Below are 22,884 nucleotides of genomic sequence, written 5' to 3'. Positions count from 1 at the left end.
CAATATTCCGCCAATCTCTGCGGCAGTCCGGTATGCTTGCCGGATGAAACAGCGGATAAGCGACAGACGATTTGACGAGGCTCTGGAATGAGCATCTGGGACGATATGGCCAAGCTGGCCAAGGCCAGGCTGGGCAGCAATGCACTGGAACGGATAGACGTCGCCAGCGTGCAGAACAGCATTATTCCGGAAAAAGGCAGGGCGGCAGCCAAACGCTATTCACATGGTGATGAGCCCTTGGGCGATATCGACATTCTGCCTGAATATGAGTTTGTTGCCGAGGCTATGCGCCAGGGCGTCCCCGCCCTCTTTCTGACTGGCAAGGCTGGTACGGGCAAGTCGACACTCGTGCGCTGGCTGGTGCGGGAGCTCTCCGACTGCGCAGTGCTGGCGCCCACCGCCATCGCAGCCGTGAATATTGGCGGAGCCACCATCCACAGCTTGTTCAGTCTGCCGGCTGAGCCCATCGACCCTGACAGGGAATATGTTCAACGTTCAGAGCGCAAGGCTGTGCTCTCGAAGCTGAAGTATCTCATCATTGATGAAGTGTCGATGGTGCTGCCGAACGTGGTCGATGCAATGGACCGGATACTGCAGAGCGCGCGTCGCAACGAAGCGCCTTTCGGTGGCGTCAGTGTGCTCTTCGTCGGTGATCTGCTGCAACTGCCGCCGGTGGTATCGACCAGAGAAGAGGCCGTCTATTTTTCCCACCGCTATCGCACACAGTATTTCTTCTCCGCCGAAGCGCTGCAGGCTGGCCTGTTGCCAGTCGTCCTCAAGCGCGTTCGTCGGCAGAGTGATCTGCGTTTCATTCAGGCACTCGATCATATCCGGCTCAATCATGAGCACCGAGACTCGGTCGCCCTGCTGAATCGCCACTGCTACCGAGACAAACTTCAGGAAGAGGACAAGCCGTCTGCATCATCGGCTTTGACACTGGTGCCTACCAATGCGGTGGCTACAGCGATCAACCTGCGCCAGCTCAACGCCCTCGAGAATGAGCCGCAGCGCTTCGAAGCCAGTGTGACGGGCCATATTCCACTAGATAAATGGAACCTCGCCGTTCCGCCCGTGCTCGAACTCAAGGTTGGTGCCAAGGTCATCTTCCTGAAAAACAAATTGCCTGAATACATCAACGGTGATACCGGCGAAGTCGTCGGGTTTGAAGCCGACTCGATTCGGGTGAAAAAGGACAGAACCGACAATGTCGTTCTCGTCAGTCGCGAGAGCTGGAATCGTTATCGTTACACCTATGATTACGAAACGATGCGTATCGAACGAACAATCATCGGCAGTTTCAGGCAGTTCCCGCTAAATCTTGGCTGGGCGATTACCATTCACAAGTCTCAGGGGATGTCGCTGGATGAGGTGACGGTTGATCTGGGCAGTGGCGCTTTCTGTGAAGGCCAGACTTATGTCGCGCTCTCAAGATGCCGGACACTCGATGGCATCAGACTGGTCAGGCCAATTGCCATGTCCGATGTTCGGGTCGATCAGAAAGTGTTGCAGTTCTACAAGGCTGCCGGCATCAGTGTCGAGCCTGAGCAGGATAATGACCCAGATCAGACTCGCGCCTGGCTGGAGGGCGACTCGAACGTGCAGCTGCACTAGCTGCCTATTCGATTTTTGGTGTCGGCCGCACCATGATTTCGTTTACGTCGACGTGAGCCGGCTGAGAAATCGCATACATGACGGCTTCGGCGATATCTTCCGGTGCCAGCGCATTATCGGGCTTTTCGTCGAAAAAGGCTGTGTCGACCATACCGGGCTCGATGAGCGTCACCCTGACGCCGGTGCCGCGAACCTCTTCCTTGAGACCATAGCCTATGGCAGACACCGCCCATTTGGTGGCGCTATACATGGACCCAGGTATGGTGAGACGTCCTGCGACGGATCCCGTCAGCACCATATGCCCCTTCGACTTCTTCAATGCCGGCAGCGCCGCCTGCACGGTCAAGCCTACGCCGTAGACATTCGTCAGAATCATATCCCGCCAGCTGTCGTGATCCGCTTCACTGAATCCGCCTGAAGAGCCACCCCTTCCAGCGTTAGCAAACACAACATCCAGCTGTCCAAAGTGCTCGAGTGTCTGCGCAATCATCTGCTGTTGCGCGTTCATATCCTGCACATCGCAGGTCAGCGCAATGGCACGTTTTTCACCGCCGAGCTCATGCTGAAGGGATTTCAGTTTGTCTTCAGAGCGCGCCGCGAGTGCCACGCGGTACCCTGCCTTTGCGGCGGCGCGTGCAGTGGCTGCACCTATGCCAGAGGATGCGCCGGTGATGAGAATGACTTTGTCGCTCATTGAATTCTCCAAGGTGAAATGGACGGTGGTGGTGTTCAGCGAAGCCGCTCGGAGGGTCGCCCAGCCCGGTACTGCGGCAGGCCATCATCGATGTTCACCCAGGGCGCCTTATCAGCTACGAAGATATGCGCGTCCGGTACAAGTTCATCGCAACGGCTGCCGAGGCTCTCGTTGTCCAGTGTGGCCGCTGCAAATTCCACAATCCCAGCGGGATTACTGGCGGAGGTGAACGTCAGACTGGAGCCGCACTGGCGGCAGAATTGCCTTACAGTCCCGTTTTCCGCCTTGAAAGCCTGCAGGAGAGACTCACCAGCGGTCCACCTGAACGAATTGGCGCTGGCTTCGCCGAAGGTGGCGTAGGCCGCGCCGTGGAAGCGGCGACACATCGTACAGTGACAATGGCCGATACGGCCATTGATTACATCGACTTCATAGCGGATGCCACCGCAGAGGCAGCCGCCCGTCAGTGGCTTTGCTGTTGGCTGAACAGGCTGTATTGGCATTGAGGCTCCCGGGGGCTTCGCATGGTACCGACATAAGGTACGCGCGAAGATGGCCGCCGGGGCATTTGGATGCGAATGAAAATGACGATCGTGCCAAGCCCAGAGCTATGTCCGGGTCTACCAGACCGAGTATTTCAGGAACTTGCCGTTCATCGTGATCACGACACGATCACCCTTCGGATTTTCTTCCTTCTGCACATCCATATGAAAGTCGATGGCGCTCATGATGCCATCGCCGAACTTTTCGTGGATGATTTCCTTGAGCGTATCGCCGTACACACCGACGATTTCGTAGATGCGGTACACGAGTGGGTCCTGCGGTACGGCCTTTTCCCAGGCCTTGTGAGGACAGGCTGTCATGTCTGCGACCAGATCAGCTGGCAGGTCCAGGAACTCCAGCACTGCATGAGCGGTATCTTCAGGGAAACTGTTCATGCCCAGGCAGGCTGAAGTGGTCCAGACCACTGACTTGCCCGCAGCGTCTGCGATGGCTTCCCAGCTCAGGCCCTTTTCTTTCTTGGCGTTGATGATGGCTTCCGTCAGTTCGACTTTTTTCATGTGCATGCTCCGTTGAAGTTGCCCTGGGTTTTGCGATAAGTGTGCCAAACACGCGAATCTCTTAAAGCGTTGTTTTATAAGTAGTACTTATTTCTACACCTATCGACCTCGATGCAAGCCGGTTAACACGCACCAGACAGGTGCAGAGGCATCCAGGCGAACGCCCCCTTTTCGATCATATTCCGATCTCAACCCAGGCGCCCTCGTACCGCGTACCCATCATTCCGGACAACAATGAAGGAGCAAGGATCATGAAGGCATGGGTGGTGGACGAATATTCCGATCAGGCACGTTTCAGACGGACCGAGGTAGACAAGCCTGAGCTGACTCCCGGGCATGTCCTCATCGAAGTGAAGGCCACGAGCCTGAATCCGATTGATCACAAGATTCTTACTGGTGCGGTGCCGGTTGGCCCGGATCTGCCAGGCATTCTCCATATTGATGTCAGCGGCATTGTCACCGCAGTCGGTGATGGCGTAGGCAACTTCAAGCCTGGCGACGAAGTGTATGGCTGCGCCGGCGGCCTCAAGGGGTCTGCTGGCAGTCTCGACGGTGCACTGGCTGATGTCATGCTGGCAGACGCCGATCTGATCGCCCTAAAGCCAAAGTCGCTCGACTTCGGCGAAGCCGCCGCGCTACCGCTCGTCGCCATAACTGCCTGGGAAGCGCTGATCGATCAGGCTGCCGTAACCGCAGACGATACCGTGCTCGTACATGGGGGCACCGGCGGCGTCGGCCATCTTGGTGTACAGCTGGCGGCCAGCCGCGGCTGTCGGGTCGCTACTACGGTGTCCAGCAAGGAGAAGGCTGACATTGCCAAGCGCCTTGGTGCCGACGAAGTAATCGACTATACCCTGGAGCAAGTAGAGGCTTACGTGCAGCGGCTGACAGAGGGGCGCGGATTTTCTGTCGTGTTCGACACGATCGGCGGAGACAATCTGGACCGTTCGTTTGAAGCGGCTGCCATCAAGGGTCGATTGGCTGGGACCATTGGCCGAAATACGCACGACCTGTCGCCAATGCACTCAAAGGCACTGAGCCTGCACCTTGTGTTCATGGCGCTGCCGCTGCTGACTGGCGAGGGCCGTGCCCACCACGGTGATATACTGAGAGAACTCAGCGCCCTGGTAGATGCCGGCAAGGTCAAACCCCTGGTTCACAGCAAGCGCTTCAGCTTTGACCAGGCGAATGAGGCGCACTCGCTCTTTGTCAGTGGCGATTATATTGGCAAGATCGTGCTGGAACATGACTGAGCAGGACACTAATCCTCAGCGCTGATCGAGGCCAGCCTCGCCTGCGTCAGCGCCTGAAGATCAGCGGCCGCCAACTCGATTTCGAGTCCTCGCCTGCCCGCGCTGACGAATATGGTGGAAAACTGTTTCGAACTATCGTCGAGGACTGTCAATAATCGTTTTTTCTGCCCCAGGGGGCTCACGCCTCCAAGCACATAGCCGGTGCTGCGCTGCGCGAGCACCTTGTCCGCCATGGCGGCTTTTTTGGAACCCGCCGCTTTCGCCATCTGCTTGAGACTGAGCATTCTGTTGACCGGCAGGATGGCTACGGCCAGAGCAGCGTCGAGTTGCACGACCAGGGTCTTGAAGACACGCTCAGGCGACTGCCCCAATTTTTCAGCCGCTTCGCCGCCGTACGACTCGGCCTCCGCATCATGTTGATATTCGTGGATCGTATGAGGAATCTTCGCCTTTCGGGCAAGGAGAATGGCTGGTGTCATCTGACGCCCTCACGTTTCGCGAGCCATGAATCCAGGCTGTTGGCGAAGCGCTGGCGATCAGCCTGACTGAAGGCGGCAGTGCTGCCAGTATCGACCCCGCTACTGCGCATGGTATCCATGAAGTCACGCATGTTCAGCGTCGCCTTGATGTTCTCTGCCGTGTAGCGTTCACCGCGAGGATTCAGGCCGATAGCGCCCTTTTCCACGATCTCTGCGGTCAGTGGAATGTCACTGGTCACCACCAGATCGCCGGGCTCTACCCGCCGGACGATCTCGTTATCGGCCACGTCGAAGCCGGCACTCACCTGCAGCATTCTGAGATATTTCGACTTCGGCAGGTTCAGGGTCTGATTCGCCACAAAAGTCACGACAGTGCTTGTGCGTTCCGCCGCACGAAAGAGTATTTCCTTGATCACGACGGGGCAGGCATCGCCGTCGACCCAGATATTCATGTGTGTGCTCCAACTCGTTTCTTCATGTACGACGTATCTAGATAAGGCAGCTGATACTGCTGTCCATCATTATCCTGAATATTAAAAGACAGCCACTTCCGCATTAAAAGGCAGTCATCCACATCATTTCACGCCCCTCTGCCTTTATCATGAAGGTTGGCAGAAATATCAGCCATCGTGAGTATGCCCTCACTGGCTCGAGAGGACAGAGTTATGAAGCGATTTAGCGTATTCGCAGCAGTTCTATTGGTTCTGGCTTTTGTCGGCGTGAAGCTGAACGCCATGGATAGCGACGCAAGCGATAATCAATATGCACCAAAGGACCCTGGTCTGTCAGTGGCTACCTTCGCAGGCGGTTGCTTCTGGTGTGTCGAAGCAGGCTTCGAAGAAGTGCCTGGCGTAGTCGAGGTCGTCTCGGGCTATAGCGGTGGAGAAGAGACCAATCCCACCTACCAGCAAGTGGCGTCGGGACAAACCGGACACACTGAAGCCGTACAGGTCTATTACGACCCTCAGCAGATCACTTATGATGGCTTGTTGCAGGCTCTGTGGCGGATGATGGATCCAACCGATACGGAAGGTCAGTTTGTCGATCGCGGCAAACAATATCGACCCGCCATATTCTATGCTGACGATGCGCAGCGTGAAGCTGCCGAAACCGCGAAAAAGGCTCTGAACGAATCGGGGCGTTATGAAGATCCTGTCGCCATAGAGATCGTGCCATTCGAACATTTCTATGTGGCCGAGGACTACCACCAGGACTACTACAAGACGAATCCCGTGCGGTATAAGTTCTATACCTTCAACTCAGGGCGCTATCAGTTCATCGACAAGATCTGGGGTGAAGATCGCGAACTGGACTACGCCGAGTATCGCCCGGACCAGAATGAGGACAAGAAGATGACCCAGTCAAACGGCCAGACTGAACAGCCCGACCTGCAAAGCTTCGTGAAGCCGGACAAGGCGGAACTTAAAGCCAGGCTGACGCCACTGCAGTACTCGGTGACACAGGAAGATGCCACCGAAAGACCTTTCGACAACCCATACAATGACGAAAAACGCGCGGGCATCTACGTCGATATCGTTTCAGGGGAGCCGCTGTATCTGTCCAATGACAAGTATGACTCCGGGACGGGCTGGCCCAGCTTTACGAAGCCAATCAAGCCAGATGCAGTCGTGGAAGACAGTGATTTTTCCCTGTTTGGAAAGCGGACCGAAATCCGTAGCGCGATTGCCGACTCACACCTCGGCCACGTATTTTCTGACGGCCCCAAAGACTCGACCGGACTGCGCTATTGCATGAATTCTGCAGCCATGCGCTTCATTCCCAAAGAGGATATGGCGGCTGCCGGCTATGGTGAGTATGTCGATCAGGTAAAGCCCCCGAAAAGCTGAAGCCTCGAAGACTGATTGAGCCCCGACAGTGTTGCACTGCCGGGGCTTTTTCATTGTTTACTCAGCGGCGTCTCTGGCTTCCTTCAGCCAGCCGTCATAAGTGTCCTTGTTCGCTTTGATCCAGGCCTTGGTGTGGCTCATGATCTGTTCCTGCGAATCTTCGCCATCACGAACTTTCATGTTTTGCGCACTGACGTCGTTGACCGACAGCTTGGCAATTTCGAACAGCTTGGCGGCAGCTGGATTGTCTTTCGCCCACTGCTTGTTGGCAACGACTCGCTCGCTGTTGATTTCAAAACCATAGTTCTTGCCGCTCGGCATTTCAGTGTCGGCATCATTTGGATTCGATGAGAAGGGCACTTCCAGCCACACGACGTCCTTGCCTGGCACGAGAATGCCCGAGACCCAGTATGGCGTCCAGGTGTAGTAGAAGATCGGATCACCATCCTTGTAACGCTGTATGGTGTCGGAAATGATGGCCGCATACGCGCCCTGCCTGTGCTCTACCGAATCACGCAGCTTGAAGGCGTCAAGCTGATGTTCGATCACACCTTCACAGCCCCAGCCAGCCTGACAACCGGTCAGATCCGCCTTTCCGTCACCGTCGGTATCGAAGATCTTGGCGATCTTTGGATCGGTGAACTGACCAATATTGGTGATGCCATGCTTCTCGGCCGTCTTCTTGTCGATCAGATAGCCCTGAGCGGCACCATCGATGTACTTGCCTTTGCGATAGAACTTGTCGTCGCCACCCGCGTTCTTGTACATGGTCTCATGCAAGGGGTACCAGTTAACGGCCATATAGGTGGCATCACCATTGGCTACAGAGGTATACCCGGCGCTGTAATCGACTTCCTGAATTGGCTTGACCTCGTAACCGAGATCCTTGAGCGCCTGATTCAGCAGCATGGTCTGAAAGGTTTCTTCGGCAATGGGGCTTTGAATCGCCTGTACGGAAACACCCTTTCCTGGCATCTCCTCGGCCTGCGCGGAGAATGCCACGCCGCCAGCCAGCACGATGCCGGCAATTGTCGTTTTCAGGTTCATAACAGTTATCCTGTAGTTTGAAATGGGGTCGAGCCTATCTGTCTGAAGCTTCCCTGTTTCGAGGCACCATGGCATACAGCAGTCCGACGGGACCGGACTCATACCAGTGGCGCGTTCCTCTTTCCCGTGAGTCTCTACCGAGCGCCTGTGTCATGCGATCGAGAATGATGGCCAGTATGACGATACCGATACCGCCGACTGTCGCCAGCCCGATATCCAGTCGTCCAATACCTCGCAGAACCATCAGGCCCAATCCGGGCACCGCTATCATGGACGCAATGACCACCATGGACAGTGCCAGCATAAGGGTCTGATTCACGCCCGCCATGATCGTCGGCGTAGCCAGTGGCAGCTGCACCTTGAACAGCAGCTGAGACGAACTCGCGCCGAAAGATCGTGAGGCTTCGATGAGATCGGCTGGCACCTGTCGTATACCAAGGTTGGTGAGTCTGATGACTGGCGCGACGGCGAATATGATAGTGACGATAACTCCCGGCACATTACCGATGCCGAACAGCATGACGATGGGCACTAGATAGACGAACGCTGGCGTGGTCTGCATGGTGTCGAGTACCGGTCTCACTACACCGGCAATACGGTCACTCTTGGCCATGGCGATCCCCGTGGGTATGCCTATGACCATGCAGAACAGTACCGATGTAATAACTAACGATAAGGTGGTCATTGCCTCGTTCCACGCACCAATCGCACCCATGATCAGCATGCCTGCGATCGTGACGATGCCCAGGCGAATACCTGAGAGCTGCCAGGCAACCAATCCGAAAAATACGATCATGAGCAATGGGGATATGTTTAATAGCGCAGCATCGAACACATTGAGGGCAGCTTCGACAGGTTGCTTGATGAGCTGGAAAAAGACGCGAAAGTTTTCCACGACCCAGCTGATAGCGACGTCCACGCCAGACTGGATATCGAACCACTCTGTCCGAAAGGGCTCTGCCCAGGTATTGGAGACGACTTCAACCTCTTCCGCGGCATCCAGCCAGCTTTGAGTAGACTCTCCGCCCTTGCCTGGTTGCACCTCAGTGCTGCCCCAGGGATTCGCAGCTGTATCTGCCGCCACTTCATTCGGATCAGCCACCTCGACCGCGCTGCTCTCAGCTTGCGCCCACGGGTCTGCGGCTGCATTATTGGCATCTTCAGCCATATCTATTCGCCCTCTCTGTCCAGCGCCTGCAGCAGAACGGCTCTTGATATCACGCCCTGATAGCACCCTTTTTCATCAATGACCGGCACGCCACAAGGGGCAGCGGCTACATTACCGATGATCTGTGTGAGCGGCGTATCGGCCGCGATGGGTTCGATATCCGGCAGAAATGCACTCGCGATATTGCCCCCTGCCTTCTTGGCCCGCGCTAGCGAGTCGACCGAGACGACCCCGTGAAACTTCTGATCGCGGCTGAGCACATAGGCAAAGTCGCGCTCCCATTCACTGAGCTGTTCGAGCACGGCGGGAATGCCAGCACCCTCTCGCTCCACAACCGTGACCTGGCGCTTTCGGGCCACGTCTTTCGCAGTGAACACGGTAAAGATGTCGACACCGCGAAAGAATGATTTAACGTAATCATCAGCGGGATTCTTGAGGATTTCATCAGGCGTACCGACCTGAACTACCCGCCCGCCTTCCATGATCGCGATGCGGTCGCCGATGCGCATGGCTTCGTCAAGATCATGCGAGATGAACACGACGGTTCGTCTCGAGTCCTTCTGCAACTTGACCAGCTCATCCTGCATTTCGGTTCGGATCAGTGGGTCGAGCGCAGAAAAGGCTTCATCCATCAGCATGATTTCAGGATCGTTGGCTAGCGCCCGGGCGAGCCCCACCCGTTGCTGCATACCGCCCGAGAGTTCATCAGGATAGCTGTTCGTATAGGCCTCGAGTCCAACCTGCGCAAGCGCTGCCTGCGCCCGTTGATGACGTTCACCGCGCGCCATGCCCGACAGCTCGAGGCCGAAGGCTGCGTTGTCGATCACATTGAGATGAGGCATGAGGGCAAAGGACTGGAACACCATGCTCATCTTGTTACGACGAAGCTGGTTGAGCGCCTTGCGCGAAAGTTTCGCAATGTCCTGATCACCTACCCAGATCTCGCCAGTGGTCGGCTCGATGAGGCGGTTGAGCAAGCGAACCATGGTGGACTTGCCGGAACCGGACAGCCCCATGATGACGAAGATCTCGCCCTCGTAGATTTCGAACGAGGCGTCCATCACACCGATGGTCTGACCAGTGGTCTTGAATATTTCGGCTTTGTCGACGCCCTTGCGAACAAGGGACATGGCCTCTTCGGGGTCTTCTCCGAAGACCTTGAAGACATTTTTTACCACGACTTTAGGTGTCATTGATTCGATATGTCTCCGTTACTGACAGCGCGGCATCAGTGTACTGCTGGAACGAAAACACACTGCCGAGGCTAAAGATTGGCAGGCGCGTTTATTGAGCAGAGATGAACTTGTGTGTACGTTAATGGAAGTTAATCTAGATCAAACTTATAGGGTTTGCAGGGGAGGAGTCAAGCCATCGGCACAGACGCGCCGATGGGGTTCCGCAGCAGGAAGCTGCCCAGAAGGCCTTCAAGCGCTGTCTTTGAGCGTCTTCATATCGATGACGAAACGGTACTTCACGTCGCCCTTTTTCATACGATCATAAGCTTCGTTGATATTCTGGATATCAAGCATTTCAACGTCGCAGGTGATGTCATGCTCTGCACAGAAATCGAGCATTTCCTGCGTTTCCGGCATGCCACCGATCAAGGATCCTGCCAGCACTCGGCGCTTCATTACCAGCATGCCCGCCTGCAGTGGCGGCTCAACAGCAGTCAGCAGACCCACCACAATATGCTTGCCGTCATACTTCAGGCAATTCAGATATGGATTCATATCGTGCGGCACGGGGATGGTGTCGAGCAGGACATCGAAGGTTTCTCTCGCGGCCTTCATCTGCGCGGGGTCAGTCGAAATAATGACATGGTCGGCGCCCTGGCTTCTGGCTTCTTCCATCTTGCTCTCAGAGCGGGTGAAGATCGTGACTTCAGCACCCAGGGCTTTGGCAAACTTGACCCCCATATGGCCGAGACCGCCCATGCCGATCACACCAACACGATCTCCGGCTTTCACGCCGTAGTGCATGAGCGGTGAATAGGTCGTAATGCCAGCGCACAGGAGCGGGGCAGCGGAAGCCGCGTCAAGTTTTTCCGGGATGTTCACGACAAAGCGCTCGCTGACGACGATCTTCTCCGAATAGCCTCCCAGGGTCACCGACTTATCATGACGGTCTCGCCCGTTGTAAGTGCCTGTCATGCCTTTGAGACAGTACTGTTCGAGCCCGGTTTCACAGGCGCTGCAGCTTCTGCATGAATCAACCATGCAACCAACGCCGACGACCTGGCCAACCTGATACTTGCGCACGTCTACGCCGACCGCCTGGACACGACCAATGATTTCATGACCAGGCACGACTGGATACAGGCTACCACCCCAGTCATTTTCGACCGTGTGGATGTCACTGTGACACACGCCGCAGTAGTCGATTTCGATGGCCACATCATCCGGTCGTAATTCACGGCGCTCGATATCAAGCGGTGCAAGTGGCTTGTCTGCGGCCTGGGCTGCGTAGGCTTTGGAATGAGTCATCTGATCTAAACCTCTTAACTGTGGGTATCAGCTTCTGCAGCTGTATTGACTGGGACTAGGTGAAATGAACGAGATAGCATACGCCTTAAGCATCGATTGGGATAAGGTCGGCGACCAGACCTTTCAACTGGCGGTGGCCTTTATCCTGTCACTGCCAATCGCGTGGAATCGCGAAGAAAAATCACGCGGCGCGGGCCTGCGAACATTTCCGCTCGTGTGTATCGCATCCTGCGCCTACATGCTGGTTGGTAAGGCCGTATTCCCAGATCCTGAAGCGCAGGCCCGCATAATGTACGGCATCATCACCGGCATGGGCTTCATCGGCGGCGGCGCGATTCTCAAGACTTCTTCCCACGTGGCTGGCACCGCCACCGCGGCAGCGCTCTGGAATACAGGCGCCATTGGCGTGTCGGTAGCGCAGGGACAATATGAAATTGCCGTTCTGCTCAGCCTGGTCAGCTTCCTGATCTTCATGCTGATTCCGCCAATTAAACATATGAGTAACGGCCATCACCATCCAAGGGAGCCGGGCGGGCCCGATGGCTAAGCCACGCCGACAGCCACATTCCCCGCCGTCGCCACCTCAACACCACCGGCGTCCACTATCGCCTTTTTCCCTCTGACTGTCAGGTCGCTGATGAAAGAGAACTGGTCGCGCATGTCGAATGGATAAGCCTTCAACCTGTAATGCGTTCCCAACGGACTCTGTTTCAGCATGACGACCACCGGCTTTGCATATTCGAGATAAGCGCTGGTGAGGGCGACATCAGAGAGCGCCTCCCGAACGACCGCGGCATCATGATCCGGAGCCACATAAAACTCTGCAACGCACATCAGCGTTCTGGTGCCATCATTGGAATTGATGATGTTGTTCGACCAGAGCCGGTCGTGGGGCACCGTAATCGCATCATCATCGGCCGTACGAATTCGCAGGGCTCGCATGCCTACGGAGGTCACCTCACCGTAGTCTCCATCTATTTTCACCCAGTCGCCCGGTCGGTAGGGCCGTTCGAATATGGCGACCATGCCAGCGATGAGGCTGCTGACGTAATCCTTGAAGGCAAAGCCAATCGCCACGCTTGCGGCGCCAGCAATCACCAGGAAGTTCTGGAAATTGATATTGAAGATGATCGGGATGACCCAGAGAAACGCAGCGGTGAGAAGAAATAGCCGGATGATGGGCACTGCCCCGAGGAGATACAGTCTCAGCTGGTTTGGCCCTCGTTCTGCCAGGTATGGGAGCACCCGTCTGACAATGAGAATGGCTATCCAGGTACCCACAACGATGAGTGCAACCTTCGCCAGGCTGATATCCTGAAAATCGTTGAGAAGCTGAGCCGCTTTCTGCCTGCCTTCGTCTACTGCTGCCATCGTCATAACCTGTCTGTTGGGAAGCCTGCCACTGCCAGCCCGCTGCGAATGGCTGGATAGGCTGCTGGCTGGCAGCGATAAGTGCTTCCGCTGCGATAGATAATGCCCGCCTTGCGCAAGGCCACCAGCAATGCTGACTCAACCTGCCTGGGCAGCACGGCACTCAGTTCTTCAGCGCTGGCGCCGCCATGAATCAATAGCGCATGAAGGATCTGTAGCACCATGTCATGTTCCCGTCCGGGCAAGGTATATTCTTCCAGCGCTGCCACCCACAAGGTCCGGTCATCGTCGGCTGCAGCGAGCAGATGCTTCTCCTCCGGATCATGCGCCTGTTCGTTTTCACCATTGAGCGTGTCTGACCTTGACCCGGTTCTGAGGCTTCGTCGCCAGAGGTGCCAGGCCACCCAGGGGATGCCGAAACTGCGTGCGGCCAAGCCCTGGAAAAAGTCGTGTGCCACATTTTTCTCGGGAAAGGCCATGACGTCTTCGCCTGTTCGGGTCAGTCGAAAAGTAAGGTCATGGTCCTCATGGGCCTCTCCTAGCTGATGAAACCAGTGTCTGAGCCTCTCGGCATCAAAGGCCTGAAAGGTCATGCCATCCGGTAGGATCATGTCTGCAGAGACGGCTTTCTTCAGATAGACCCATGCCCAACTGTTGCACCCAATAACGCAGTGGCGTTCGATGCCATCCAGAGATTCCAGTAACGCACGTAATACACCGAGTCCATTCCGGTGCCGCAGAAACCAGCGATCGAGTTCCGGGATCACCAAAACGCCAGGCTGTTTCGCATGAGCCTGAACCTGCTCGCGAACGGTTTGAATCGCCAGCGAATCCGATTCGAGCAGGCTTATGCGTTCTGGCGGAGCAAGCACGGTATGATCATTCTGCCGCGCCCATTTGGCCAGCAAGCCATTCTCTTCGCCAGGCGGCAACACGATCAGCTTCAAGCCTTGAGACGGCCTCTCTTCGGCCACCCAGTCCCGGAGCGTGACATCGAGCTCAGCAAGCAGCTGCCCCCAGGCTGGCGGGTCCGCCACGTCGTTGAGGATCTGCAGCGCCGTGTGGTGCAGCTTGTCCTCTGCGATATAGGGTTTATCATTGCTACTATCGAAGCGGCGTCTGATCCGCGCTATGAATAAATGAAGCGCATCCTTCGTTTGCAGAGTAGGCAGTCGGTATTGTCCGAGAGGCTTGAATTCGCGAGGCTGATTCAGGTCTTCACTCATTCGTTACCAGCCTGACCGATATCTTCATTCCAGAGTTCAGGCTTCGCTTCAATAAACGTTCGCATGAGTGACTTGCAGCGGTCGTTATCCAGGATATCGAGCTCGACACCACGACTCGACAACAGCGCCTCTTCACCTGTGAACGTAACATGCTCGCCAATCACGACCCTCGGAATGCCGTACAGCAGCACGGCACCAGAGCACATGGCACACGGCGAGAGCGTTGTATACAGCGTGCTCTCGCGCAGAATGCTGGCCGCAAGCCGGCCAGCATTTTCGAGCGCATCCATTTCCGCATGGAGCACCGCACTCCCCTGCTGAACCCGCCGGTTGTGGCCACGACCGATGATGACCCCATCGTGCACCAGCACTGATCCTATCGGAATACCACCTTCGGAAAGACCCAACTCGGCCTCAGCTATCGCCGCCTGCATGAATTGCGCTTCATTTCCGCCCGCCTTGCACACTTTGCTCATGAACTATACTCACTCGTTATATTCATACAAACAAGCGCTGCTACGCCGACAGCCTTACGTCGCTTGTGTTTACGTCGGAGACGCCCGCCAGATGAGAAAGAATGTACCAGTCACAAACCGGGAGAACGACTATCCCGCTTCAATGCGGATCGTGTCAACGACGGACCTCGATGGCACATTGCAGCATTGTAACGATGATTTTTGCGAGATCGCCGGCTTCGATCATGATGAGCTGATAGGTCAGCCGCACAACCTCATCAGACACCCAGACATGCCGCCCGCCGCATTTGCGGATTTGTGGGGTACGGTGAAAGCCGGTAAGTCATGGATGGGCATCGTCAAGAACCGCTGCAAGAACGGTGATCACTACTGGGTGGACGCCTTTGTTGCACCGGTCATGGAAGGCAAGCAGGTCATCGGCTACCAGTCTGTAAGGCTCAAACCCGCCAAAATTAACGTCAGCCGGGCCGAAGCACTCTACAGGAGCCTGTGGGGACCAGCATCAATCTGGCAGAGCCTCCGCTCGCGCATGAGACCCGGCCTCATGGGCAAGTCCGTGTATGCCTGTTTGCTGACTGCAGCTGCCACGCTCGCCGCAAACGCCGCCGTCGGCGCAATGGTTGCAGGCTCGCTGTGGCCGACTTTCGCTGCCCTGGGCACCGCAGTACTGGCGGCCATTATCTGCGCATCCCTGCTGGCCGCACCCTGGAAACGTGCAGCGGCTGAAGCCCGGCGCCAGTTCGACAATCCAGTGGCCACGGGGATCTATACCGGCAGACACGACGAGCTTGGTCAACTCCAGGCACTGATCCAGTTTCAGAAAGCACGGCTCGAAACTGTCATCTGGCGTATCGCCGACACCAGCGGCGGACTGAGCAGTGTATCCGGACGGGCCACAGCCATGACGAGGAAGACTGCCCAAGATATGGATGGCCAAATGAATGAAGTCGAGCAGGTCGCCACTGCCATGAACGAAATGGCTGCGACGGTGCAGGAGGTCGCGCGAAATGCCAGCGCCACCGCTACGGCCGCTCGCGATGCTGAAAGCCAGGTCGATCAGGGCAGCCGAGTCGTCGAGGATACCGTTCACTGCATCAATCGCCTCGCCAGTGAAGTCAGCCGCATCGAAAGTGTCATTGGTCAGCTCAGCGAGCAGAGCCAGCATATCAGCACAGTGGTCGAGGTGATTCGCAGCATTGCCGACCAGACCAACCTTCTGGCGCTGAATGCCGCCATCGAAGCCGCCAGAGCCGGTGAGCAAGGCCGCGGATTCGCAGTCGTCGCCGACGAGGTCAGGAGTCTGGCTGCGCGGACGCAGACCTCTACCGAAGAAATTCAGAACATGATTCAGGGCATTCAGAATTCAAGTGGCGAGGCACGTGATGCGATGGCCGAAGGTCGAAAGGTGGCCAACGAGAGCGTGGAACGCGCCAATGCCGCAGGCGAAGCGCTCACAGCCATCAGAGCAGCCGTATCGACAGCCATGGAAATGACTATGCAGATTGCCACGGCCGCAGAAGAACAAAGTGTAGTATCAGAGGAAATTGATAGTAACGTGGGCAGGATCTATCAGGCTTCCCAGCAAACGCGGGAGGCCACGAATGAGACCCGTGAGGCGAATGAAGAGCTTGCCGTAGCGATTCAACGGCTGGATGCCATGACTCGTCAATTTGGCAGCTGAATGAATAGGACCTTATCGCTACGTAATTACGTTGTGCGAGAAGGCGTCCAAAGAGTGCGGCACTGTGTGCGCCCCCGCTCAGCAAATTGCCTGGGATTTTCCCGACCCGGTGTTGAGCGGACGGCACGCGACTTTCGCGCTGACGCTCAAGCAGTTGAAGGACCGCCTTAACCTCTTCACGCTTGTGCACCAGAAGGCCACCGGCCTGAAGACGACTGAATACAACCCGGTCACCATTATCAGAACCCTGGGGGATGAACTGAGACTGGCAATCATGATGCTCGTTCGCGACCAGAAAAGACTCTGCGTGTATGAACTGACCACTGCGCTGAATTCGTCTCAGCCCAAAGTGAGCCGACATCTGGCGACACTCAGGGAAGCGGGTCTATTGGAGATGGAACGACAGGCGCAATGGACCTACTGCAAGCTCAGTCCAGATATGCCTCAATGGGTGATGAATGCGCTGGAACACACTTCAGCCAGTAGCCGTTCGATGATAGAGCGCGAATTGGAAAGGCTGGGAGCCATGACCGATCGTCCTGAACAATTGGCACCCGCCTGAGCCAAGGACTTAACCAAAACGCCCGGTGATGTAGGATTCTGTGAGTTCGTGCTCGGGCGCGGTGAATACCTTGTTGGTTTCGTTTACTTCAACCAGATGCCCAAGATGGAAATAGGCGGTACGGTGGGCCACCCTTGCAGCCTGCTGCATGGAGTGAGTAACGATCACGATGGTATAGCTCTCGGCCATATTGGAGATCAGCTCCTCGATTCTTGCTGTCGCAATAGGGTCAAGTGCTGAACATGGCTCGTCCATCAGGATCACTTCCGGGCTCACAGCGATGGCGCGGGCAATACACAAGCGCTGCTGCTGGCCGCCGGACATGCCGGTTGCGATGGAGTCCAGGCGATCCTTTGCCTCATCCCATAGACCAGCTTTGCGGAGGCTGTTCTCGACGATGTCGTCCAGATCGGTCTTTCGATTTGCCAAACCATGAATGCGGGGGCCGTAAGCCACATTGTCATAAATTGACTTGGGAAAGGGGTTCGGCTTCTGGAACACCATGCCCACGCGAGCGCGCAACTCAACCACATCCCTCTTTGAATGATAGATGTCCTCTTCGTCCAGCATCAGTTGCCCTTCAACCCGGCAAATATCTATGCTGTCATTCATCCGGTTCAGACAACGTAGGAATGTTGACTTGCCGCAGCCCGATGGCCCGATAAAGGCAATCACTTCATTCCTGGCAATATCCAGGCTGATGTTCTTGATGGCCCGAGCAGCGCCGTATGAAACGCTCACATTGCGCAGCTTGAACTTGGGATCGTCGGCAAATGGTGTTCCAACTGTTTTGCCTTCTTCAAGCACGGTATCTTCTGGCTTGTCCTGCGGCACCGGAATTGCTGCTCTCTGGTCTTGCCTGTCAGCTTCCGCGGTAATACTTGGATTCATCGTATTCATATCGTTCTCCTTACCAGCGACGCTCAAGCCGCTTTCGCAGCCAGATCGCCAGTGCATTCATACTGATCATGAAGGTGAGCAGCACCAGGATGCCGGCAGATGCCAGCTCTACAAAGCCCTGTTCAGAGCTGCTTGCCCAGAGGTAAATCTGTACTGGCAGGACGGTGGCTGAATCGAGAAAGCCCTCCGGCACATCCACAATAAAGGCCACCATACCGATCAACAGCAGCGGGGCTGTCTCACCCAGGGCCTGAGCCATGCCGATAATGGCTCCGGTCAGCATGCCGGGCATCGCCAGCGGTATCACGTGATGGAGCACTACCTGCATCTTGGATGCACCGATACCTTCAGCAGCCTCCCGTATCGAGGGTGGCACACTCTTGATGGCGGCGCGGCTGGAAATGATGATGGTCGGCACCGTCATGAGGGCCAGTACAAGGCCGCCGACCAGGGGGACTGAACGGGGCATGCCGAACAGGCTGATGAATACCGCAAGGCCCAGCAGGCCGAAGATGATGGATGGCACCGCTGCCAGGTTGTTGATGTTAACCTCGATGAAGTCGGTAATCTTGTTCTGGGGCGCGAACTCTTCCAGGTAGACCGCCGCCGCTATACCGACGGGAAACGAAATCGCCAAGGTGACCAACATGGTCAACAGTGAACCGACAATGGCGCCAAGTATACCGGCATTGGCGGGCTCCCTTGAATCACCACGGCTGAAGAGGACGTCGTTGAAACCCGTATCTATGATGCCCTTCTCCATCAACTCGTCAACCCAGCCCTGCTGCCGCTCCGACAGCTTGATACTGTAGCTCGGGTTATCCGCATGCTTGACGTAGACAGACACCTGGTCGTGAGCAAGAAATTCGATGGTCTGCGTAGTATTGAGTAATTCCGGATTATTCTTCAGCCGTTGACTGATGGTATTGGCCCCGTAATTGCCCACCATACGCAAGAGCTCACGCTTTTCGGCTGCGCTGTCAACGTCCGGGAAATGCTTTTGCAAAGCAGCGAGAATCGGCGCATTGAAGTCTGCCATCGAACGCTGATCCGCATCCGTGGGGTCGTCCAGATACATCAGCTCGGAATCTAGCTCCACATCCAGGGTTATTGTGGTCTTCACAAACCCGGTGTGGCCCTTCGATACGATATCGGCAAACAGGATAACCAGCGAAGCTAGGGCGATGAAGATTGCCAGCATTCCATACACTCTAAACCGACGCTCCTTCCGATAGCGGCGTTTCAGGGAATTTCGAACAATCTCTGCCTGAGAACTTTGATCACTCATACTGTTCCCTATATTTCCGTACGATGTGAAGCGCGAGCACGTTGAGCAGCAACGTGACAATAAACAGCAACATGCCCAGTGCAAAAGCGGAAAGCGTCTTGGCGCTGTCAAATTCCTGGTCACCCACGAGCAAGGTGGCAATCTGCACGGTCACTGTCGTGACCGACTCCAGCGGATTGGCTGTCAGATTGGCGGCCAGTCCAGCCGCCATGACCACAATCATGGTTTCGCCAATGGCTCGCGATGCGGCCAGTAGAATTCCGCCGATTATGCCCGGAAGCGCCGCAGGGAAAATGACTTTCTTCATGGTTTCTGATTGGGTTGCTCCCAACGCCAGGGAGCCATCTCGCATCGACTGGGGTACCGCGTTGATCACATCGTCCGATAGCGAGGATACAAAGGGCACGATCATGATACCCATGACCAGACCGGCAGCTAGCGCACTTTGGGAAGAGGCTTGCAGACCTACCATTTCAGCGAGGTCACGAATGAACGGCGCAACAGTCAATGCGGCGAAAAACCCGTACACCACCGTCGGTATGCCTGCCAGCATCTCGAGTATTGGCTTGATCGTCGACCGCATACGCTTGCTAGCGTATTCGGAGAGATAGATGGCAGACATCAGTCCAATTGGAACCGCTACCAACAGTGCAATAGCCGAAATCAACAGTGTGCCCGTGAACAGCGGGATAACACCAAATGCGCCCTCTGAACCGACCTGATCCGCACGCAATGCAGTCTGAGGGCTCCAGGTCGTGCTGAACAGAAAGTCAGAAATTGGCACCTTCCCAAAGAAACGCACAGTTTCGAGGATCACCGAAAAGACAATGCCTGCTGTCGTCAGGACCGCCAGTGCCGCACAGACAAAAAAGATGCGGCGGAGGGTCGTTTCTACGTTCAATCTGGCATTGATGTGAGGTGCTACGCGAGTCCAGGCAAAAATCGCACCTGACACGGCTATGAGCAGGACCAGGACGGCCTTGAAGATTTCGCTCCGCTCCTGCATGGCTTCCAGCAGCGACGACGCTCCGACAATATGCTCGGGCACGAAATCCGGATTGAGTTTTCCGGCTGCGACGTTGCTGATCTGTGAAAGAATCAGGCTGGCCTCCCCGGGAGAATCGGGCCAGGCATCCTGAGGTAAAGATGCGATGACGATACCCTGGATGACCTTACCCTCAAAACCGGCCCAGATAGCCAACACAAGGAGAGCAGGAATGGCACACCAGAGCGCTGCGCGCGCCGCATAATAGAAGGGTAGAGCCTTGAGATTCCGGATGCCGCCAAGGGGCGCTGCCACAGCCCGGGATCGCATATACGCGAGTCCATAGGCAACCAAGGCAAGAATCAGAACAAGGGGCAGAAGAATGGCCGTCTGCATAACAGTCTCTGTATTAATGGCTTTAGGTTTACTGGGCGTCTATCTTGCCAGTTTGCAGCACAAAAATATTCATCAAAATGTAATAAAGGAACGCGACCCTGCTGCCCCGCGTTCCCCTTGTCGTCATCCATGACGTCTCAGTGATCGAGTTTTACAGCTCGTTACCAGTCATTGGCTCCAGGCTCTTAACTTTCTTGGCTATCTCCATACGCTGCTCACGTGGGAGCGGGATAAGACCTACATCAACCAGATAACCATTGTCACCCCAGGCGCCTTCGCTAGTGAACTCGCCAGCATATTCCTTGATACCTGGAACTACACCCACGTGCGCGTTCTTGATGTAGAACCACAGTGAACGGGCAACAGGGTATTTGTCGCTGGAGATGTTTTCTGGAGTCGGTTCCACGCCGCCGATAGTGGCCGCCTGAATCTGGCCAGTGTTTTCCATCAGGAAGCTGTAACCGAAGATACCGAGGGTTTCAGGATCCTTGGCAAGCCGCTGTACGATCAGGTTGTCGTTTTCGCCAGCTTCGACGAAGGGACCGTCTTCACGCATGCTGTGACATACGCTCTTGAACTTGTCCTCATTCTCGTCTTCCATTTTGGCGATCATGTCGAATTCCTTACAGCCACCTTCCATGGCGATTTCGACGAATGCATCGCGGGTACCGGAAGTCGGCGGCGGACCCATCACGTTGATTTCATAGTCTGGCAGGCTGGAGTCGATGTCGCTCCACTTCTGGTAAGGATTGGCAACCAGCTTCTTGCCGTCTTCGCTAGGCACTTCCTTGGCCAGAGCCAGGAAAACCTGCTTGAGCGTCAAATCAATCTTTTCAGCATCTTTAGAGTTCGCGATTACGATACCATCTGCCCCGATGCGGACTTCTGTGATGGCCTTGACGCCCTTGGACTGGCAGTTCTCAAATTCGCTCTTCTTCATACGACGCGAAGCATTAGTGATATCCGGATGCTGAGTACCAACACCTTCACAGAACAGCTTCAGACCGCCACCTGAACCGGTGGACTCGAGCTTGGGAGTCGGGAAATCGGTGTTACGACCAAAGCGCTCGGCAACGACGGTTGCGAACGGGTAAACAGTGGACGAACCTACGATGTTGATGGTGTCACGAGCCATGGCAGGTGCAGAGACAGCAGCGATGCCGCCGGCCAGTGCCACAGTTGTAAGAGCTGTTTTAAGTTTGATCACGTTGCGTCTCCAATTATCACTTTGACTTCATTTTTCGGATTTGTTTCACCGATGACTGCACGATAAAGGCAATATGTGACAACTTTGTTACAGTCTATCAGTCTGTTTGGATCAAGCCAGCGAAAGCACGTGTTTGTTTTTTGAAAGATGCCTGAATATCAACTATCGAGGGTTCTCTACTACGTTTTCGGCGACTTCCATGGGTGAATGACGTACGTCAGTGCCTTCGACCATGAAAATGACATGCTCGCAGATATTACCTGCGTGGTCGCCAATCCGCTCGAGGGCTCGCAAGACCCACATGACATTGAGGCAGCTACTGATATTTCGAGGATCTTCCATCATGAAGGTCATCACGGCGCGTGTAGCGCTGCGATACTCATTGTCGACTGCATCATCTTCCTTCATGACGGCAAGTGCCTTCTGCATATCGAAGGTCGCGAAGGCGTCCAGCGCATCGCGCACCATTCTGCCAACATGGATGCCGAGATGGCGAACTTCAAGGTAGCCTCTGGAGCTCTTGCCTTCCTGAGCCTGCACCATGGCCAGTTTGGCAATCTTTTTTGCCTCATCACCGATGCGCTCGATGTCAGCTACCATCTTCACGACGGCCATGACCAGGCGGAGATCGCTGGCCGTGGGCTGGCGCCTGACGATGAGCTGATAAGCCTCTTCATCGATGGCGAGTTCCATGGCATCGACTGCCTTGTCGCGCATCTTGACGGCCTTGCCCAGTTCACCATCATTGTTGATCAGGGCTTTCAGAGCGTCCTGCAGTTGCTGTTCGACCACTTCCCCCATGGCCAGTAAATCCTGTCTGATCGCGGCAAGATCGCTATTGAAACGGGCTGAAATATGCTGCAGGTGGCTATCTTTGTCAGTAGGCATTGTGCACCTCGTAAACGGGCGTGAAGGGTCATGAATCGAGCGTGTCATCAGCCAAAGCATCCGGTGATGTCGTCGGTGCGTCGACAACCCGTCCATTTGAAGAACTCGTCTGTAGCCGGGATGGTCGAATCCCGTACCTTGTTGAAGGGTAAAGGAGCCGTGTTACGGTTTTGCTACAGGTCGCTGACACTGACTCGCCATCCACTTCGTATCTGCTTCGTGGCGACTCCCAACTTCCCTGCTGGAAGCGGTATAATCCTG

General features: G+C 55.6%; 23 protein-coding genes. 6 read left to right on the top strand and 17 right to left on the bottom strand.

Annotated features, from left to right (window positions below; translation table 11 throughout):
- Positions 1–87: 87 nt before the first annotated feature.
- Complete coding sequence (locus ABD735_RS13510) at positions 88–1,611, top strand: ATP-dependent DNA helicase (RefSeq protein WP_344807266.1); 1,524 nt, start codon at positions 88–90, stop codon at positions 1,609–1,611.
- Positions 1,612–1,615: 4 nt separating this feature from the next.
- Here ABD735_RS13510 and ABD735_RS13505 read toward each other — a convergent pair whose 3' ends face one another.
- The 3 genes from ABD735_RS13505 to cynS all read right to left on the bottom strand — a co-directional run bounded on the left by ABD735_RS13505 (position 1,616) and on the right by cynS (position 3,366).
- Entirely contained in the window at positions 1,616–2,305 is a 690-nt protein-coding gene (locus ABD735_RS13505) for an SDR family oxidoreductase (protein ID WP_344807264.1), read from the bottom strand.
- A 35-nt stretch (positions 2,306–2,340) separates the two neighbouring features.
- Positions 2,341–2,808, bottom strand: a complete 468-nt coding sequence (locus ABD735_RS13500; protein WP_344807262.1) for a GFA family protein — start codon at positions 2,806–2,808, stop codon at positions 2,341–2,343.
- 117 nt (positions 2,809–2,925) lie between these two features.
- Positions 2,926–3,366, bottom strand: a complete 441-nt coding sequence (gene cynS / locus ABD735_RS13495; RefSeq protein WP_344807260.1) for a cyanase — start codon at positions 3,364–3,366, stop codon at positions 2,926–2,928.
- Between the two features lie 251 nt (positions 3,367–3,617).
- Between cynS and ABD735_RS13490 the strand changes: the two genes are divergently transcribed.
- Positions 3,618–4,619 (top strand): zinc-dependent alcohol dehydrogenase family protein, encoded by a 1,002-nt coding sequence (locus tag ABD735_RS13490; protein ID WP_344807258.1) that lies wholly within the window; start codon positions 3,618–3,620, stop codon positions 4,617–4,619.
- A gap of 8 nt (positions 4,620–4,627) precedes the next feature.
- Here the strand turns inward: ABD735_RS13490 and ybaK are convergent, their stop codons facing one another.
- Both ybaK and ABD735_RS13480 read right to left on the bottom strand, forming a co-directional pair.
- Positions 4,628–5,098: a Cys-tRNA(Pro) deacylase gene (ybaK, locus tag ABD735_RS13485; protein WP_344807256.1), complete on the bottom strand. Its 471-nt coding sequence runs from the start codon at positions 5,096–5,098 to the stop codon at positions 4,628–4,630.
- Complete coding sequence (locus ABD735_RS13480; RefSeq protein ID WP_344807254.1) at positions 5,095–5,550, bottom strand: YaiI/YqxD family protein; 456 nt, start codon at positions 5,548–5,550, stop codon at positions 5,095–5,097. The genes ybaK and ABD735_RS13480 overlap by 4 nt, the downstream gene beginning before the upstream one ends.
- Before the next feature lie 213 nt (positions 5,551–5,763).
- Here ABD735_RS13480 and msrA point away from each other — a divergent pair, with 213 nt between their 5' ends.
- Positions 5,764–6,945, top strand: coding sequence for a peptide-methionine (S)-S-oxide reductase MsrA (gene msrA, locus ABD735_RS13475; protein WP_425548612.1), 1,182 nt, complete (start codon positions 5,764–5,766; stop codon positions 6,943–6,945).
- Between the two features lie 57 nt (positions 6,946–7,002).
- On the opposite strand, the gene proX is transcribed toward msrA, so the two are convergent.
- The 4 genes from proX to ABD735_RS13455 form a co-directional block, all read right to left on the bottom strand.
- Positions 7,003–7,992, bottom strand: coding sequence for a glycine betaine/L-proline ABC transporter substrate-binding protein ProX (gene proX / locus ABD735_RS13470; RefSeq protein ID WP_344807252.1), 990 nt, complete (start codon positions 7,990–7,992; stop codon positions 7,003–7,005).
- Positions 7,993–8,026: 34 nt separating this feature from the next.
- Positions 8,027–9,160: a glycine betaine/L-proline ABC transporter permease ProW gene (gene proW / locus ABD735_RS13465; protein ID WP_344807250.1), complete on the bottom strand. Its 1,134-nt coding sequence runs from the start codon at positions 9,158–9,160 to the stop codon at positions 8,027–8,029.
- A 2-nt stretch (positions 9,161–9,162) separates the two neighbouring features.
- On the bottom strand, positions 9,163–10,353 hold the full coding sequence (proV, locus tag ABD735_RS13460) for a glycine betaine/L-proline ABC transporter ATP-binding protein ProV (RefSeq protein ID WP_344807248.1): 1,191 nt from the start codon (positions 10,351–10,353) through the stop codon (positions 9,163–9,165).
- A 231-nt stretch (positions 10,354–10,584) separates the two neighbouring features.
- Complete coding sequence (locus ABD735_RS13455) at positions 10,585–11,643, bottom strand: NAD(P)-dependent alcohol dehydrogenase (RefSeq protein ID WP_344807246.1); 1,059 nt, start codon at positions 11,641–11,643, stop codon at positions 10,585–10,587.
- Between the two features lie 64 nt (positions 11,644–11,707).
- Between ABD735_RS13455 and ABD735_RS13450 the strand changes: the two genes are divergently transcribed.
- On the top strand, positions 11,708–12,190 hold the full coding sequence (locus ABD735_RS13450) for an MgtC/SapB family protein (protein ID WP_344807244.1): 483 nt from the start codon (positions 11,708–11,710) through the stop codon (positions 12,188–12,190).
- Here ABD735_RS13450 and ABD735_RS13445 read toward each other — a convergent pair.
- Genes ABD735_RS13445 through ABD735_RS13435 form a run of 3 tightly spaced genes read right to left on the bottom strand, consistent with a single transcriptional unit; the run spans position 12,187 to position 14,716 of the window.
- Positions 12,187–13,014, bottom strand: a complete 828-nt coding sequence (locus ABD735_RS13445) for a mechanosensitive ion channel family protein (protein ID WP_344807242.1) — start codon at positions 13,012–13,014, stop codon at positions 12,187–12,189. The genes ABD735_RS13450 and ABD735_RS13445 overlap by 4 nt on opposite strands.
- A gap of 2 nt (positions 13,015–13,016) precedes the next feature.
- Positions 13,017–14,240: a hypothetical protein gene (locus tag ABD735_RS13440; protein ID WP_344807240.1), complete on the bottom strand. Its 1,224-nt coding sequence runs from the start codon at positions 14,238–14,240 to the stop codon at positions 13,017–13,019.
- Positions 14,237–14,716 carry a nucleoside deaminase gene (locus ABD735_RS13435; RefSeq protein ID WP_344807238.1) on the bottom strand — a complete coding sequence of 160 codons (480 nt, stop codon included), beginning with the start codon at positions 14,714–14,716 and terminating at the stop codon, positions 14,237–14,239. Before ABD735_RS13435 ends, ABD735_RS13440 begins: the two co-directional genes overlap by 4 nt.
- A gap of 91 nt (positions 14,717–14,807) precedes the next feature.
- Here ABD735_RS13435 and ABD735_RS13430 point away from each other — a divergent pair, with 91 nt between their 5' ends.
- Entirely contained in the window at positions 14,808–16,397 is a 1,590-nt protein-coding gene (locus tag ABD735_RS13430; RefSeq protein ID WP_344807236.1) for a methyl-accepting chemotaxis protein, read from the top strand.
- A 64-nt stretch (positions 16,398–16,461) separates the two neighbouring features.
- Positions 16,462–16,959: a metalloregulator ArsR/SmtB family transcription factor gene (locus ABD735_RS13425; protein ID WP_344807234.1), complete on the top strand. Its 498-nt coding sequence runs from the start codon at positions 16,462–16,464 to the stop codon at positions 16,957–16,959.
- 9 nt (positions 16,960–16,968) lie between these two features.
- Here ABD735_RS13425 and pstB read toward each other — a convergent pair whose 3' ends face one another.
- From pstB to phoU, 5 genes are all read right to left on the bottom strand, one after another.
- The gene (gene pstB / locus ABD735_RS13420; protein WP_425548611.1) at positions 16,969–17,859 is read right to left on the bottom strand and encodes a phosphate ABC transporter ATP-binding protein PstB; all 891 of its coding nucleotides are present in this window, start codon (positions 17,857–17,859) and stop codon (positions 16,969–16,971) included.
- A gap of 10 nt (positions 17,860–17,869) precedes the next feature.
- Entirely contained in the window at positions 17,870–19,147 is a 1,278-nt protein-coding gene (gene pstA / locus ABD735_RS13415) for a phosphate ABC transporter permease PstA (protein WP_344807233.1), read from the bottom strand.
- Complete coding sequence (pstC, locus tag ABD735_RS13410) at positions 19,140–20,528, bottom strand: phosphate ABC transporter permease subunit PstC (protein WP_344807232.1); 1,389 nt, start codon at positions 20,526–20,528, stop codon at positions 19,140–19,142. Before pstC ends, pstA begins: the two co-directional genes overlap by 8 nt.
- Positions 20,529–20,679: 151 nt before the next feature.
- A complete protein-coding gene (locus ABD735_RS13405) occupies positions 20,680–21,732 on the bottom strand; it encodes a substrate-binding domain-containing protein (RefSeq protein ID WP_425548614.1) in 1,053 nt (350 codons plus the stop codon).
- Positions 21,733–21,897: 165 nt separating this feature from the next.
- On the bottom strand, positions 21,898–22,623 hold the full coding sequence (gene phoU, locus ABD735_RS13400; RefSeq protein WP_344807230.1) for a phosphate signaling complex protein PhoU: 726 nt from the start codon (positions 22,621–22,623) through the stop codon (positions 21,898–21,900).
- Positions 22,624–22,884: the final 261 nt, after the last annotated feature.

It is taken from the genome of Allohahella marinimesophila (genome assembly GCF_039538005.1).
GTDB classification, from domain to species: Bacteria; Pseudomonadota; Gammaproteobacteria; order Pseudomonadales; family Oleiphilaceae; genus Allohahella; species Allohahella marinimesophila.
This window is presented reverse-complemented; position numbering and strand designations above follow the sequence as displayed.